The 12,821-nt window shown below is 67.2% G+C and carries 12 protein-coding genes; 4 read left to right on the top strand and 8 right to left on the bottom strand.

Features of this window, described 5'->3' with window-relative positions; genetic code table 11:
- Window positions 1-37 precede the first annotated feature (37 nt).
- From lpdA to queA, 3 genes are all read right to left on the bottom strand, one after another.
- Window positions 38-1,429 carry a dihydrolipoyl dehydrogenase gene (gene lpdA / locus ACNR9W_RS06215; RefSeq protein ID WP_419267988.1) on the bottom strand — a complete coding sequence of 464 codons (1,392 nt, stop codon included), beginning with the start codon at window positions 1,427-1,429 and terminating at the stop codon, window positions 38-40.
- Between the two features lie 71 nt (window positions 1,430-1,500).
- On the bottom strand, window positions 1,501-2,757 hold the full coding sequence (locus tag ACNR9W_RS06210; RefSeq protein WP_419267987.1) for an MFS transporter: 1,257 nt from the start codon (window positions 2,755-2,757) through the stop codon (window positions 1,501-1,503).
- 85 nt (window positions 2,758-2,842) lie between these two features.
- On the bottom strand, window positions 2,843-3,889 hold the full coding sequence (queA, locus tag ACNR9W_RS06205) for a tRNA preQ1(34) S-adenosylmethionine ribosyltransferase-isomerase QueA (protein WP_419267986.1): 1,047 nt from the start codon (window positions 3,887-3,889) through the stop codon (window positions 2,843-2,845).
- A gap of 120 nt (window positions 3,890-4,009) precedes the next feature.
- On the opposite strand from queA, the gene ACNR9W_RS06200 reads away from it, so the two are divergent.
- Window positions 4,010-4,303: a (2Fe-2S)-binding protein gene (locus ACNR9W_RS06200; protein WP_419267985.1), complete on the top strand. Its 294-nt coding sequence runs from the start codon at window positions 4,010-4,012 to the stop codon at window positions 4,301-4,303.
- Complete coding sequence (gene bfr, locus ACNR9W_RS06195) at window positions 4,251-4,736, top strand: bacterioferritin (protein WP_419267984.1); 486 nt, start codon at window positions 4,251-4,253, stop codon at window positions 4,734-4,736. Before ACNR9W_RS06200 ends, bfr begins: the two co-directional genes overlap by 53 nt.
- Before the next feature lie 47 nt (window positions 4,737-4,783).
- Here the strand turns inward: bfr and ACNR9W_RS06190 are convergent, their stop codons facing one another.
- Window positions 4,784-5,458 (bottom strand): HAD-IA family hydrolase, encoded by a 675-nt coding sequence (locus ACNR9W_RS06190; protein ID WP_419267983.1) that lies wholly within the window; start codon window positions 5,456-5,458, stop codon window positions 4,784-4,786.
- Window positions 5,459-5,573: 115 nt separating this feature from the next.
- Here ACNR9W_RS06190 and glmU point away from each other — a divergent pair, with 115 nt between their 5' ends.
- Both glmU and glmS read left to right on the top strand, forming a co-directional pair.
- The gene (gene glmU, locus ACNR9W_RS06185) at window positions 5,574-6,917 is read left to right on the top strand and encodes a bifunctional UDP-N-acetylglucosamine diphosphorylase/glucosamine-1-phosphate N-acetyltransferase GlmU (RefSeq protein ID WP_419267982.1); all 1,344 of its coding nucleotides are present in this window, start codon (window positions 5,574-5,576) and stop codon (window positions 6,915-6,917) included.
- Window positions 6,917-8,734: a glutamine--fructose-6-phosphate transaminase (isomerizing) gene (gene glmS, locus ACNR9W_RS06180; RefSeq protein WP_419267981.1), complete on the top strand. Its 1,818-nt coding sequence runs from the start codon at window positions 6,917-6,919 to the stop codon at window positions 8,732-8,734. Before glmU ends, glmS begins: the two co-directional genes overlap by 1 nt.
- 33 nt (window positions 8,735-8,767) lie before the next feature.
- On the opposite strand, the gene trmB is transcribed toward glmS, so the two are convergent.
- From trmB to ACNR9W_RS06160, 4 genes are all read right to left on the bottom strand, one after another.
- Window positions 8,768-9,481, bottom strand: a complete 714-nt coding sequence (trmB, locus tag ACNR9W_RS06175) for a tRNA (guanine(46)-N(7))-methyltransferase TrmB (RefSeq protein WP_419267980.1) — start codon at window positions 9,479-9,481, stop codon at window positions 8,768-8,770.
- 126 nt (window positions 9,482-9,607) lie between these two features.
- The gene (locus ACNR9W_RS06170) at window positions 9,608-11,284 is read right to left on the bottom strand and encodes a ribonuclease J (protein WP_419267979.1); all 1,677 of its coding nucleotides are present in this window, start codon (window positions 11,282-11,284) and stop codon (window positions 9,608-9,610) included.
- Complete coding sequence (locus ACNR9W_RS06165; protein ID WP_419267978.1) at window positions 11,277-12,056, bottom strand: type III pantothenate kinase; 780 nt, start codon at window positions 12,054-12,056, stop codon at window positions 11,277-11,279. Before ACNR9W_RS06165 ends, ACNR9W_RS06170 begins: the two co-directional genes overlap by 8 nt.
- Window positions 12,057-12,061: 5 nt before the next feature.
- Window positions 12,062-12,799, bottom strand: a complete 738-nt coding sequence (locus ACNR9W_RS06160) for a biotin--[acetyl-CoA-carboxylase] ligase (RefSeq protein WP_458478678.1) — start codon at window positions 12,797-12,799, stop codon at window positions 12,062-12,064.
- Between the last annotated feature and the right edge of the window lie 22 nt (window positions 12,800-12,821).

The following is a 12,821-nucleotide window of genomic DNA, read 5'->3' as shown; positions in this document are numbered from 1 at the left end:
CCCCAAGGGCCCCCGTCACCATCACGTCGGGCTGCGATCAGAAGTGGATCGCGCGACCATAGGCGTCCAGAACCGCCTCGTGCATCATCTCGGACAGGGTCGGGTGCGGGAAGACCGTCTCCATCAGGTCCTGCTCGGTCGTCTCCAGCTGGCGGCCGATGACATAGCCCTGGATCAGCTCGGTCACCTCGGCGCCGACCATGTGCGCGCCCAGCAATTCGCCGGTCTTGGCGTCGAAGATCGTCTTGATCATGCCTTCGGACTCGCCCAGGGCGATGGCCTTGCCGTTGCCGATGAAGGGGAAGCGGCCGACCTTGATGTCCAGCCCCTGCTCCTTGGCCTTGGCCTCGGTCAGGCCGACCGATGCCACCTGCGGATGGCAATAGGTGCAGCCGGCGATGCTGCCCGGCTTGATCGGGTGCGGATGCTTGCCCGCGATCAGCTCCGCGACCATCACACCTTCGTGGCTGGCCTTGTGCGCCAGCCAGGGCGCGCCGGCAAGATCGCCGATGGCATAGACGCCCTCGACCCCGGTGCGGCAGTATTCATCGGTAATGACATGGGTGCGGTCGACCTTGATCCCGGCCTCTTCCAGGCCCAGCCCCTCGGTGTTGCCGACGATGCCCACGGCAGAGATCACCGTGTCGAAGTCCTGCGTCTCGACCTTGCCCCCGACCTCGATATGGGCGGTGACTGTGTCACCCTTGCGGTCCAGCTTCTTGACGGCGGCCTTTTCCATGATCGTCATGCCCTGCTTGACGAACTGCTTCTTGGCGAATGCGCTGATCTCGGCATCTTCGACGGGCAGGACGCGGTCCATTACCTCGACCACGGTGGTCTTGGCGCCAAGCGTGTTGAAGAAGCTGGCGAATTCGATGCCGATGGCGCCCGATCCGATGACCAGCAGCTTTTTGGGCATATGCGGCGGGACCAGCGCGTGCTTGTAGTTCCAGACCAGCTTGCCGTCCGGCTCCAGCCCCGGCAGTTCGCGCGCCCGGGCGCCGGTGGCCAGCACGATAGATTTCGCGGTGATCTCCTCGGTGCCCTTGTCGGTCGTGACGGTGACGCGGCCCTTGCCCGCCAGCTTCGCCTCACCCATGATCGTGGTGACCTTGTTCTTCTTGAACAGGTGGCCGATGCCGCCCGACAGCTGCTTGGCCACCCCGCGCGAGCGTTTCACGACCGCGTCCAGGTCATAGCCGATGCCGTCCGCCTTCAGCCCGAAATCCTTGGCGCGGTGCATCAGGTGATAGACCTCGGCACTGCGCAGCATCGCCTTGGTCGGGATGCAGCCCCAGTTCAGGCAGATGCCGCCCAGATGCTCGCGTTCGATGCAGGCGACCTTCAGGCCCAGCTGCGCGCCCCGGATCGCGGCCACATAGCCGCCCGGCCCTGCACCGATCACCACCAAGTCGAAATTCTGGGCCATCGCGTCCCCCGGCTGAATAAGAATAGTTCAGCGTTAAACCATTTGCCTTTGGGCGGCAAGCCGCGCAGGCCTCAGGCGGCGGGGGCTTGGGCCTGGCTGTCGGACTGCGCCTCGTCCAGCACCGCCTCGACGGCCAGGGGGGTGGCGTTAGGGGTGATGACGGCAAAGCTGCCCTGTTCGTCCGGGGTCAGCGCGCGGCGCTGCGTGGCGCGCCAGGCGGCATAGGCCGTCAGCAGCGCGAAGAGGACGCCCATGTAGATCCAGAACCCGTCGGGCCCGATCACGCCCATCAGCCAGCCGGTGATGATCGGCCCGCCCATGCTGCCGATGCCATAGATGAACAGCAGCCCCGCCGAGGCCGAGGCCATGTCAGCCTGGTCCAGGTAATCATTCGTGTAGGCCAGCAGCAGCGCGTAGATGGGGTTGGCCACGCCGCCCATGATTGCGCCTGCCACGACCAGGCCCAGGGTGCCCGGCTGGACCGCGATCACGATCAGCCCGCACAGCCCTCCGATCGCCGACAGGATCAGCACCAGCTTGCGCCGGTCATAGCGGTCCGAAATCCAGCCGATCGGATATTGCAGCACCAGCCCGCCCGCATAGATCGCGGCCACGAAGACGCTGATCTGCGCCACCGACAGGCCGATCTGCGCGCCCCAGACCGACGACATCCCCGACAGGACGGCAAAAACCCCCCCCATCAGGAAGATGCCCACGCAGCCCAGGGGCGATGCGCGATAGAGCCGGGCAAAGGACATGCGCTTGATCGTCTCGAACTGCGGCGCGGGCTGGGCCGACAGCAGGATCGGCGTGAAGGCCAGCGACACCAGCACCGACGGGATCACGAACAGCAGAAAGCCCGCCGGGTCCGCGACGTTCAGCAGCGCCTGCGCGATCACGATGCCCAGCAGCTGCACGATCATGTAGGCCGACAGCGCCTGCCCGCGGTTCTGGTTCGACGTGCCGGTGTTCAGCCAGCTTTCCGCCGTCACATAGACCCCGCAGAAGCAGAACCCGATCAGGAAGCGCAGGAAGGTCCAGGCCATCCAGTTCGCCTCGACCGGGAACAGGATCAGCGTGGCCGAGATCAGCGAACCCAGGGCCGCGAAAACCCGCACATGGCCCACATTCTTGATCAGCGTCGGCACCGTCAGGCTGCCCAGCAGAAAGCCGCCGAAATAGCCGGTCATGACCAGTGACATCTGGAAGGTCGGGATCCCCTCGATGCCGCCGCGGATGCCCAGCAGCGTGCCTTGCATCCCGTTGCCGACCATCAGCAGCAGGATGCCCAGAAGCAGCGGCCATGTGGTGCGCAACACCGAAATCATCGCAGGTCTCGTCTCGTCGGATCGGAAAAGGACAGGGGATCTGCCCTAATCCCGACAGGCCCTGAGCACCACCGGGAATCCGACCTCAGGGGATCAGCAGCGACGCATCGCCATAACTGAAGAAACGATAGCCGTTGCGAACCGCATGTCCATAGATGGACTTGATATTTTCGGCCCCCATGACCGCCGAGACCAGCATCATGAGGGTCGATTTCGGCAGATGGAAGTTCGTCATCAAGCCATCGGTCACCCGGAAGTGATAGCCCGGATAGATGAAGATGTCGGTCGTCCCCTGAAACGCGTCGACCCGCCCGTCCGCGACCGCGGCCGATTCGATCAGCCGCAGCGCGGTTGTGCCCACGGGGATGACGCGGCGCCCCTCGGCCTTTGCGCGGGTGATGGCCTCGGCCGCGGCGGGGCTGATCTCGCCCCATTCGGCATGCATCCTGTGGGTGGTCACGTCCTCGACCTTCACCGGCAGGAAGGTGCCTGCGCCGACATGCAGCGTCACATGCACGAATTCGACGCCGCGCGCCTCCAGCGCGGCCAGCAGGGGCGCGTCGAAATGCAGGCTGGCGGTGGGGGCCGCAACCGCCCCCTGCCGGGCGGCCCAGACCGTCTGGTAATCCTCGAGGTCCTGGGCATCCGGCGGCCGGATCGAGGCGATATAGGGCGGCAGCGGCATGGCGCCCACCTCGCGCAGCGCCGCGTCAAAGGCATCGCCCTCGGCGTCAAAGACCAGCCGCAGCCCGCCCTCGGCGATCTCGGCCACTTTGGCGGAAAGCGCGGCGCCAAAGCGGATCACCTCGCCCGCGCGCAGCTTGCGCAGCGGCTTGGCCAGCGCCTGCCAGCCCTCTGCCGCGGGCTCCAGCAGCGTGACCTCGATCCGGGCCTCGACCGGCCCCTGGGCGCTGTCGCGACGGCGGATGCCGGTCAGGCGCGCGGGGATCACCTTGGTGTCGTTCAGCACAAGGACATCGCCCGGCCGCAGGATCCGGGGCAGATCGCCCACGTGGCGATCGTCGATCGCGCCGTCCTGGGCCAGCAGCAGGCGGGCGGAACTGCGCGGCCGCGCCGGGCGCGTCGCGATCAGATGCTCGGGCAGGTCGAAGTCGAAATCGGACAGTTTCATGGCAAGGGGCTTTAGCGAGGCGCCCGCGCCACCGTCAAGCACCCGTGATCTCCAAGCGAAAAACTCGGACTTTACTTGCCCGACAGAATCGGTAAGTTTCCGCAGGCACAGGAGCCCGCCATGATCGTCTGCCATTGCACCCAGATCTCGGATCACGACATCCGCGCCGCCATCGACTGGATGCGGACGGCGGACCCGCAGACGATCATCACGCCGGGCAAGATCTATCACGCCTTGGGAAAACGCGCCGATTGCGGCGGCTGCATGCCGCTGTTTCTGGACACCATGCGCGCCTGCGATAAGCTGGGGGTCGCACCGCCGATTTTGCGGGCCAGAACAGACAGCAAGAAGGAAGCCACCCATGAAGGGCGACGCAAAGGTCATCGACTATCTCAACGCCGCGCTGCGGTCTGAACTGACCGCCGTCAGCCAGTACTGGCTGCACTACCGCCTGCAGGAGGACTGGGGCTTCGGCAAGATTGCCAAGAAGTCGCGCGAGGAATCCATCGAGGAGATGCACCACGCCGACAAGCTGATCCAGCGGATAATCTTTCTGGAAGGGCATCCCAACCTGCAGCGCCTGGACCCACTGCGAATCGGACAGAACCTGCGCGAGACGCTGGAATCCGACTTGGCCGCCGAACATGACGCCCGCACCCTCTATATCGAGGCGCGCGATCATTGCGACAGCGTCGGCGACTATGCCAGCAAGATCCTGTTCGAGGAGCTGATCCAGGACGAGGAAGGGCATATCGACTTCCTGGAAACGCAGATCAGCCTCTACGAGACGATCGGGTCCCAGAACTATGGCCAGCTGAACGCCAGTTCGGCGGACGAGGCCGAATAAGCGGCACCCTCGCGTCGCAGTCAGGTGGGGGGCGTCAGCGCCCCACCTTAGGCCAGCCAGTCTCGGGCCAAATCCGGCAGTTCGTCGAAATGCCCCAGCAGCGCCTCGGGCGCCAGCCGGCTGATGGCCTCTCCTTCGGGGCCGAAACTGATCAGCGCGACCTTGACGCCGGCGGCAGCGGCGGTCTTGCGATCCGTCTCGGTGTCCCCGACCAAAAAGGATCGTGCGACCTCTCCGCCCGCAGCCTTGACGGCGGCCTGATAAGGGCGCGGGTCGGGTTTTCGCACAGGCAGCGTATCAGCGCCGATCATCCCCCCGAACAGATCCCGCACCCCCAGTTCGCGCAGCAGCGTTTCCGCCAGCGCCTCGGGCTTGTTGGTGCAGACCGCCAGCCGGTGCCCGGCCCGTGCCAACTGGTCCAGCGCATCCTCGACGCCGGGATAAAGCCGCGTGTGCACCGCGATCGCCGCGCCGTAATGCTCCAGCAGACGGTCGAAATCCTCGTCCTCGGCGCCGGGGGGCAGCAGCATCTCGCCGTCCATCCGGCCATAGCCCGCGCGCAGCATCGCCCGCCCGCCGTGAAAGGCGATCAGCGCATCCTCCACCGGGTCCAGCAGGTCGCCCAGGCCCCGCGCGCGAAAGCAGGCATTCGCCGCCGCCACCAGGTCGCCCGAAGTGTCAGCCAAGGTCCCGTCCAGGTCAAAGACCACCGTGCCTGCCATGTCTCATCCCCTCGAAACGATCCGAAAACAAAGGTGACCACGCCGGGGGTTTCCAGCGCGCGCTCCCCCGCTTAAAACGCCGTCTCAACGAAAGCAAACAGGCGACGAGGGCGGGATGACGGAAAACGCTGTGGCAGTGGTGATCCTTGCGGCCGGTCAGGGCAGCCGGATGCAGTCGGACCTGCCCAAGGTCCTGCACCGGCTTGGGCAGGTCCCGCTGGTCGGCCACGCGCTGTCCGCCGCGCGCAGCCTGGAGCCTGAACTGGTGATCGTCGTCACCGGCCACGGCGCCGACCGGGTCGCCCAGGCGGTGGCCGCGCTGGACCCCGAGGCCGCGACCGTCCTTCAGTCCGAACAGCTGGGCACCGGCCATGCCGTGCGGCAGGCCCTGCCCCAGCTGGAAGGGTTCGAGGGCAAGGTGGTCGTCCTTTACGGCGACACGCCTTTCATCGGCCAGGACACGCTGGCCGCCCTGGCCTCGCATTCGGCAGATCTGGTGGTCCTGGGCTTTGAGGCCGATGATCCCGGCCGCTATGGGCGGCTTGTGGTCAGCGACCGCGGGCTGGAACGGATCGTCGAGTACAAGGATGCCGACGCCGCGACACGCCAGATCGTGCTGTGCAATTCCGGCGTGATGGCGCTGGAGGCGAACCTGCTGCGCCTGCTGATCGCGCGGCTGTCGAACGAGAATGCGGCCGGCGAATACTACCTGACCGACCTCGTGGCCCTGGCCCGTGCCGAGGGTCGCCGCGCCGATGTCGTCCTCTGTGACGAGGCCGAGACACTGGGCATCAACACCCGTGCGGAGCTGGCAGCGGCCGAAGCCGCCTTTCAGGCGCGCGCCCGCATCCGGGCCATGGAGGACGGCGTCACCCTGACCGACCCGGACAGCGTCTGGTTCGCGCTGGACACGGTGATCGGCCGCGATGCGACCGTCGGCCCGAACGTGGTCTTCGGCCCCGGCGTCACCGTCGAATCCGAGGCCGAGATCCTGCCCTTCTGCCACCTGGAGGGGTGCCATGTCTCGTCGGGCGCCCGCGTCGGCCCCTTTGCGCGGCTACGCCCCGGCGCGGAACTGGGCGGTGACGTCCATGTCGGCAACTTTGTCGAGATCAAGAACGCGGTCCTCGACGAAGGCGTCAAGGTCGGCCACCTGACCTATCTGGGCGATGCGCATGTGGGCGAGCACACGAATATCGGCGCGGGCACCATCACCTGCAACTATGACGGCGTGATGAAGCACCGCACCACGATCGGGCCGCGCGCCTTCATCGGCAGCGATACGATGCTGGTCGCCCCGGTGAGGATCGGCGCCGACGCCATGACCGGCTCGGGCAGCACCATCACCGAGGACGTGCCCGACGGGGCACTGGCCATCGGGCGCGCGCGGCAGGTGACGAAACCGGGCCTTGCGACGCGGCTGATGGCTGCCCTGCGCCTGAAGAAGGAGGCACGCTGATGTGCGGCATCATCGGAATTCTGGGCAAGCACGAGGTGTCGCCGCAGCTGGTCGATGCGCTGCGGCGTCTGGAATATCGCGGCTATGACAGCGCCGGCGTGGCGACGGTGGATGCGGGCGGCCGGCTGGACCGTCGGCGCGCGGTGGGCAAGCTGGTCAATCTCAGCGACCGGCTGGTGCACGAGCCGCTGACCGGCCATTCGGGCATCGGTCACACGCGATGGGCAACCCATGGCGCCGCGACCGAAGGAAACGCCCATCCCCACCGCTCGGGCCGGGTGGCCGTCGTGCATAACGGCATCATCGAGAATTACCGCGACCTGCGGGCGCGCCTGGCCGATCTGGGGATCGAGGCGCGGACCCAGACCGACACCGAGACGGTCGCCCTGTGGACCGCCCATCACATGGACCAGGGCATGGGGCCGATCGATGCGGCCCGCGCCACCCTGTCGATGCTGCACGGGGCCTTCGCCCTGGCCTTCCTGTTCGAGGGAGAGGGCGACCTGATGGTCGCCGCCCGCAAGGGCAGCCCGCTGGCCATCGGCCATGGCGAGGGCGAGATGTTCGTCGGCTCGGATGCGGTGGCGCTGGCGCCCTTCACCGACCGCATCACCTATCTGGAGGACGGCGACCATGCCGTCCTGACCCGGGCCGGCGTGCAGGTCTTTGACGCGGAGGGTCACCAGACCCATCGCGCCCAGGCCCGCATCGACGTCGGCGCCACGGCGATCGACCGGGGCGGCTATCGCCACTTCATGGCCAAGGAAGTGGCCGAGCAGCCGGTCGTGATCGGCGATGTCCTGAACCACTATATCAAGGGCGACCGGATCGTGCTGCCCGAGGGGCTGGACTTTGCCGGGGTGGACCGGATCGCGCTGGTCGGCTGCGGCACCGCCCATCTGGCGGGACACGTGGCGAAATACTGGTTCGAGCAGTTGGCCGGCCTGCCCGTCGACATCGACGTGGCCTCCGAATTCCGCTATCGCGAACCGCCGCTGTCGGAGCGCAGCTGGTTCATCGCCATCAGCCAGTCGGGCGAAACGGCCGACACGTTGGCCGCGCTGCACTATGCCCGCACGCGGGTCGCGCGCACCGTGGGGCTGGTCAATGTCGGCACCTCAGCCATCGCGCGCGACAGCGACGTGGCCCTGCCGACCCGGGCGGGGATCGAGGTCAGCGTCGCCTCCTCCAAGGCCTTCACCTGCCAGCTGGCGGTCCTTGGCATCCTGGCGCTGAAGGCCGCGCATGACCGGGGCCGCATCGACGATGCGCAGCTGGCCGCGCATCTGCGCGACCTGCGCGCGATTCCCGGCCTTCTCAGCCAGGCCTTGGCGATCTCGGACGAATGCCGGGCGCAGTCGGAATGGCTCAGCCAGGCGCGGGACGTCCTCTACCTGGGGCGCGGGGCGCTTTTCCCCGTGGCACTGGAGGGCGCGCTGAAGCTCAAGGAGCTCAGCTATATCCATGCCGAAGGCTATGCTTCGGGCGAACTCAAGCACGGTCCCATCGCCCTGATCGACCGCGACGTGCCGGTGGTGGTCCTGGCAGCGCATGACGCGCTTTTCGACAAGACCATCTCGAACATGCAGGAGGTGATGGCCCGCCACGGCCAGATCCTGCTGATCTCGGACGCCTCGGGGATCGCGGCCGCCGGCGAAGGTGTCACGGCCAGCCTCACCCTTCCCTCAGGGGGCGGCATCTTCCAGCCGATCCTCTACGCGGTGCCGATGCAGTATCTGGCCTATCACACGGCGGTCGCCAAAGGCACCGACGTGGACCAGCCCCGCAATCTGGCGAAATCGGTCACCGTGGAATGAAAATAGGGCCCGCCCATTCGGCGGGCCTTTTCATTACAGCCGGCGGAAGGTGACGTAATGGGGCGGGCGCCCCTCGCGCAGCGCCTTCTGCTCATAGCGGGTGCTGATCCAGTCGTCCCAAGCCCGGTCCGTATCCGCGATCATCTCGAAGCCGGCCTGCGGAACCTCCTCGCGCGTCTGCCGGATATAGTCGGGAATGTCGCTGGCCACCCGAAAGATGCCGCCCGCCTTCATCACCCGCGCCAGCGGCAGCAGATGCTCGGGGGTGACAAAGCGGCGACGGTGGTGCCGCGCCTTGGGCCAAGGGTCGGGATACATCAGGAAGGCGCGCTCGATGCTGGCATCGGGCAGGACATCCATCAGGTCGCGCGCATCGCCGGGATGAACGCTGACATTGCCGACGCCGGCAGCCCTGATCTTGCCCAGCAGCATCGCGACGCCGTTGATGAAGGGCTCGCAGCCGATGATCCCGATCCCGGGATAGGTGCGGGCCATGTGCACCATGTGCTCGCCCCCGCCGAACCCGACCTCCAGCCAGACGGGCCTGTCGTCGCCGAAGATCGCCTGCGGATCGATGGGCCGGCGTTCGGGATTGTCCTCGACGGTGATGCCGCGCGGCCGCAGATCGCCCAGATCCTCGGAGAGATAACCCTTCTGGCTCTGCCGCAGGGTCTTGCCGTGACGGCGCCCGTAGAAATTGCGCCGCGGCGGGTTCGGGTCGAAGGCGGAGGGGGGTGTATCGCTCATGCCGCCCGATTGCCGCATGTGGTGCCGGTTTTCAAGCCCCGCCGACACGGGCCCGCCCTTGCGTCTTTGTCGCCCCAGACATCCCGCGGGGGGTCCGGGGGACCCAAGGTCCCCCGGCGATTTTCGTCAGTCCGCCATCAGCCGGCTGATGATGACCGTGACCTCGGGCTTCTTGCCGATCTCTTCCATCGACACCTGCCGGGCGATCTTGCGGATCGCCTCGTCCATCTTGCCGTCATCGCGCACCGTGCGGGCATCGGCACGTTCCAGGAACTCGGCCAGCTCGCTCTCGATCTGGCGCGCCAGGTCGCCGCCGTTGCGGCCCCGCTCGGGCAGGCCCATCAGCTCGACCCAGGCGTCGGGCAGAACCTTTTCATCCTCGTCCACGATCACGCTGACCGTCGCATGGCCGTTCAGCGCCATGCGGATGCGGTCGCGCACGACCCCGTCCATCGCGCCGATCAGGCGGTTCCCGTCCAGGTACAGCCGCCCCGTCTCGACCTGGTCGACCACGCGGGCAACCTCGCCGGTCAGGTCCAGCATCGTGCCGTTGGTCACGATCTCGGCCCGCATCCCCTTGGCCCGCGCCAGTAGCGCATGTTCGCGCAGGTGCAGGTGCTCGCCGTGCATAGGGATGACGGTGCGCGGCTTCAGCAGGTCATGGACCGCCTCGATGTCCGGGCGGTTGGCGTGGCCCGACACATGGTAGAGGCCGTCATCGGCGTCATAGACCTCGACGCCCTGCTCGCTCAGCGCGTTCATGATCCGCCCGACCGAGCGTTCGTTGCCCGGAATGGTCTTCGAGCTGAACAGGAAGCTGTCGCCTTCCTTCAGCGACAGGCCCAGATAGCGGCCGCGCGACAGCTGCGCGCTGGCGGCGCGGCGTTCGCCCTGGCTGCCGGTGACCAGCAGCATGACCTTGTTGCGCGGCAGCTTGGCGGCCTCTTCCGGGCCGATCGTCTCGGGGAAATCGCTCAGGATGCCGCTGTCAAAGCCCACGCTGACCATGCGCCGCATCGCGCGGCCCAGCAGGCAGACCTTGCGGCCCGACGCCCGCGCCGCATCGGCCAGCGTCTTCAGACGGGCGATGTTGCTGGCGAAGGTCGTCGCCACCACCATGTTCGGCTGCGCCATGACCCATTCCAGGATCGGCGTCGCCAGCACGGCCTCGGACCGGCCGGGATGGGGCGAGAAGATGTTGGTGCTGTCGCAGGCCAGGACCTTCACGCCCTCGCCTTCGGCGGCGATCTCGGACAGGCCCACGGCATCAAAGGCGTCGCCCACGACCGGGGTCACGTCCATCTTGAAGTCGCCCGTGTGCACGACGCGCCCTGCGGGCGTATCGATGATCAGCGCGCTGCTTTCCGGGATCGAGTGGCTGATCGGCAGGAACTGGACCGCGAAGGGCCCGACCTGCGTCACCGCGGGCCGCGCCTCGGTGATGTTCACCGCCTCGGCGGGCAGGCCCATCTCCTCCATCTTCAGCCGCACCAGCGTGCCGGTGAAGCGCCGGGCATAGATCGGCACGTCCAGGCGCCCCCACAGATGCCCGATGGCGCCGATATGGTCCTCGTGCCCGTGGGTGACGAAGATCGCCTCCAGCCGGTGGCGGTTCTGCTCCAGCCAGGTCAGGTCCGGCATGATCAGATCGATGCCGGGGCTTGCGTCCATGTCGCCGAAGGTCACCCCCAGGTCCACCAGGATCAGCCGCTCCTTGCCGGGAAGGCCATAGCCGTAGACATAGGCGTTCATGCCAATTTCGCCCGCTCCGCCGAGCGGCAGATAGATCAGGCGTTCAGCCATTTCCCATCTCCTTGTTAAAGTCGTGAATAAGACGCAACCCGTGCATCGTCAGATCATCTTCTATCGCATCGAACAGGTCGAACCCCTGGTCGAACAATGGCGCAAGCCCGCCAGTGGCTATGACTTTCATCGGGCGGTCGCGCTCGGCGCGGATCTTTTCCACGATACCGTCGACCAACCCCACATATCCCCAGAACACGCCCGACTGGATACATGCAACCGTATTCGTGCCGATGACCTTCGCGGGCATGGTGATATCGACATGCGGAAGCGACGCGGCGCCCATGTGCAGCGCCTCCAGCGACAGGTTGACGCCGGGCGCGATGACCCCGCCGATATAGGCGCCGTCGACATCGACGACATCGAAGGTCGTGGCGGTGCCGAAATCCACCACGATCAGGTCGGGTCCGTGCCGGTCAAACGCGCCGACCGTGTTCACCAGCCGGTCGGGGCCGACGGTCGTGCCCGGATCCACGCGCGGCGCGACCGGCAGGAGGCAGTCGGGTTTGCCCACGACCAGCGGCCGCGTGTCGAAATAGCGGTTGCACAGCACCCGCAGGTTGAAGACCACGCGCGGCGCAGTGGCGCTGATGATGCAGGCATCGATCTGCAGCTTGAACTTTTGCACCGCGATCAGCGTGGACAGCCAGACATAGTATTCGTCGGCCGTGCGGCGGTGGTCGGTGCGGATGCGCCAATGCGCCAGGAACCCGGTCCCGTCCCAGATGGAAAAGACCGTGTTGGTGTTGCCGGTGTCGATGCACAGAAGCATGGGCCTCAGCCCCCGTTGAAATGGATGTCGGCGGCGGGGATGGCCTGCCGCCCCTTGGGACCGATCAGGATCAGCGCGCCGCTGTCGTCGATCCCCTCGAAGCGGCCGGTGATCTCGGCGGTGCCGGTGCGGGCGGTGATCGTCTCGCCCAGTTTCGCGGCCCGCGCCAGCCAGGCATTGCGGATCGGGCCAAAGCCATAGGCCGTCATCTGCCGGTGCCAGGCGGCGAACTCGGCCGCCACTGCGTCCAGCAGATCATCGGGCGTCACCTCCAGCCCCGTCTCTCCAGCCAGGCTGACGGGGCGCAGCGCCCCGGCTTCGACCTGCCCGGGATCGGGCGCGGCGGCCAGGTTGACGCCGATGCCGATGGCCAGGACCGCCACCTGCCCTCCTGCCCCCGCGCTTTCCAGAAGGATGCCCGACAGCTTGCCGCCGTTCAGCAGCACGTCATTGGGCCATTTCAGCGCCAGGTTCAGCTGCGGCCCGCACAGGCGGTGCAGCGCGTCGTGAACCGCCAGCGCGGCAACGAACGACAGGCGCGCCGCATCCGCGGGACCGCCGGCGGGCCGCATCACCAGGGTCGCCGCGAAATTGCCCGGCGGATCGGTCCAGGCACGGCCGCGCCGACCGCGCCCGGCCTCCTGCCGGCGCGCCATGATCCAGGCTGGGCCGCTCAGCGAGGGGGCCAGCCGGAACGCCTCGGCATTGGTGCTGTCCACGCGGTCGAGGACGTGGCGCGCCACGCCCTCGGGCCAGGCGGCCGGT

This window comes from Paracoccus sp. T5 (assembly GCF_048538155.2).
GTDB lineage: Bacteria > Pseudomonadota > Alphaproteobacteria > Rhodobacterales > Rhodobacteraceae > Paracoccus.
Note: the sequence above shows the minus strand (reverse complement) of the source record. Positions and strands in the feature narration are given on the sequence as shown.

Coding starts and splice junctions, on each gene's coding strand:
- lpdA (WP_419267988.1), bottom strand. CDS start 1,429: ATGGCCCAGAATTTCGACTTGGTGGTGATCGGTGCAGGGCCGGGCGGC.
- ACNR9W_RS06210 (WP_419267987.1), bottom strand. CDS start 2,757: ATGATTTCGGTGTTGCGCACCACATGGCCGCTGCTTCTGGGCATCCTG.
- queA (WP_419267986.1), bottom strand. CDS start 3,889: ATGAAACTGTCCGATTTCGACTTCGACCTGCCCGAGCATCTGATCGCG.
- ACNR9W_RS06200 (WP_419267985.1), top strand. CDS start 4,010: ATGATCGTCTGCCATTGCACCCAGATCTCGGATCACGACATCCGCGCC.
- bfr (WP_419267984.1), top strand. CDS start 4,251: ATGAAGGGCGACGCAAAGGTCATCGACTATCTCAACGCCGCGCTGCGG.
- ACNR9W_RS06190 (WP_419267983.1), bottom strand. CDS start 5,458: ATGGCAGGCACGGTGGTCTTTGACCTGGACGGGACCTTGGCTGACACT.
- glmU (WP_419267982.1), top strand. CDS start 5,574: ATGACGGAAAACGCTGTGGCAGTGGTGATCCTTGCGGCCGGTCAGGGC.
- glmS (WP_419267981.1), top strand. CDS start 6,917: ATGTGCGGCATCATCGGAATTCTGGGCAAGCACGAGGTGTCGCCGCAG.
- trmB (WP_419267980.1), bottom strand. CDS start 9,481: ATGAGCGATACACCCCCCTCCGCCTTCGACCCGAACCCGCCGCGGCGC.
- ACNR9W_RS06170 (WP_419267979.1), bottom strand. CDS start 11,284: ATGGCTGAACGCCTGATCTATCTGCCGCTCGGCGGAGCGGGCGAAATT.
- ACNR9W_RS06165 (WP_419267978.1), bottom strand. CDS start 12,056: ATGCTTCTGTGCATCGACACCGGCAACACCAACACGGTCTTTTCCATC.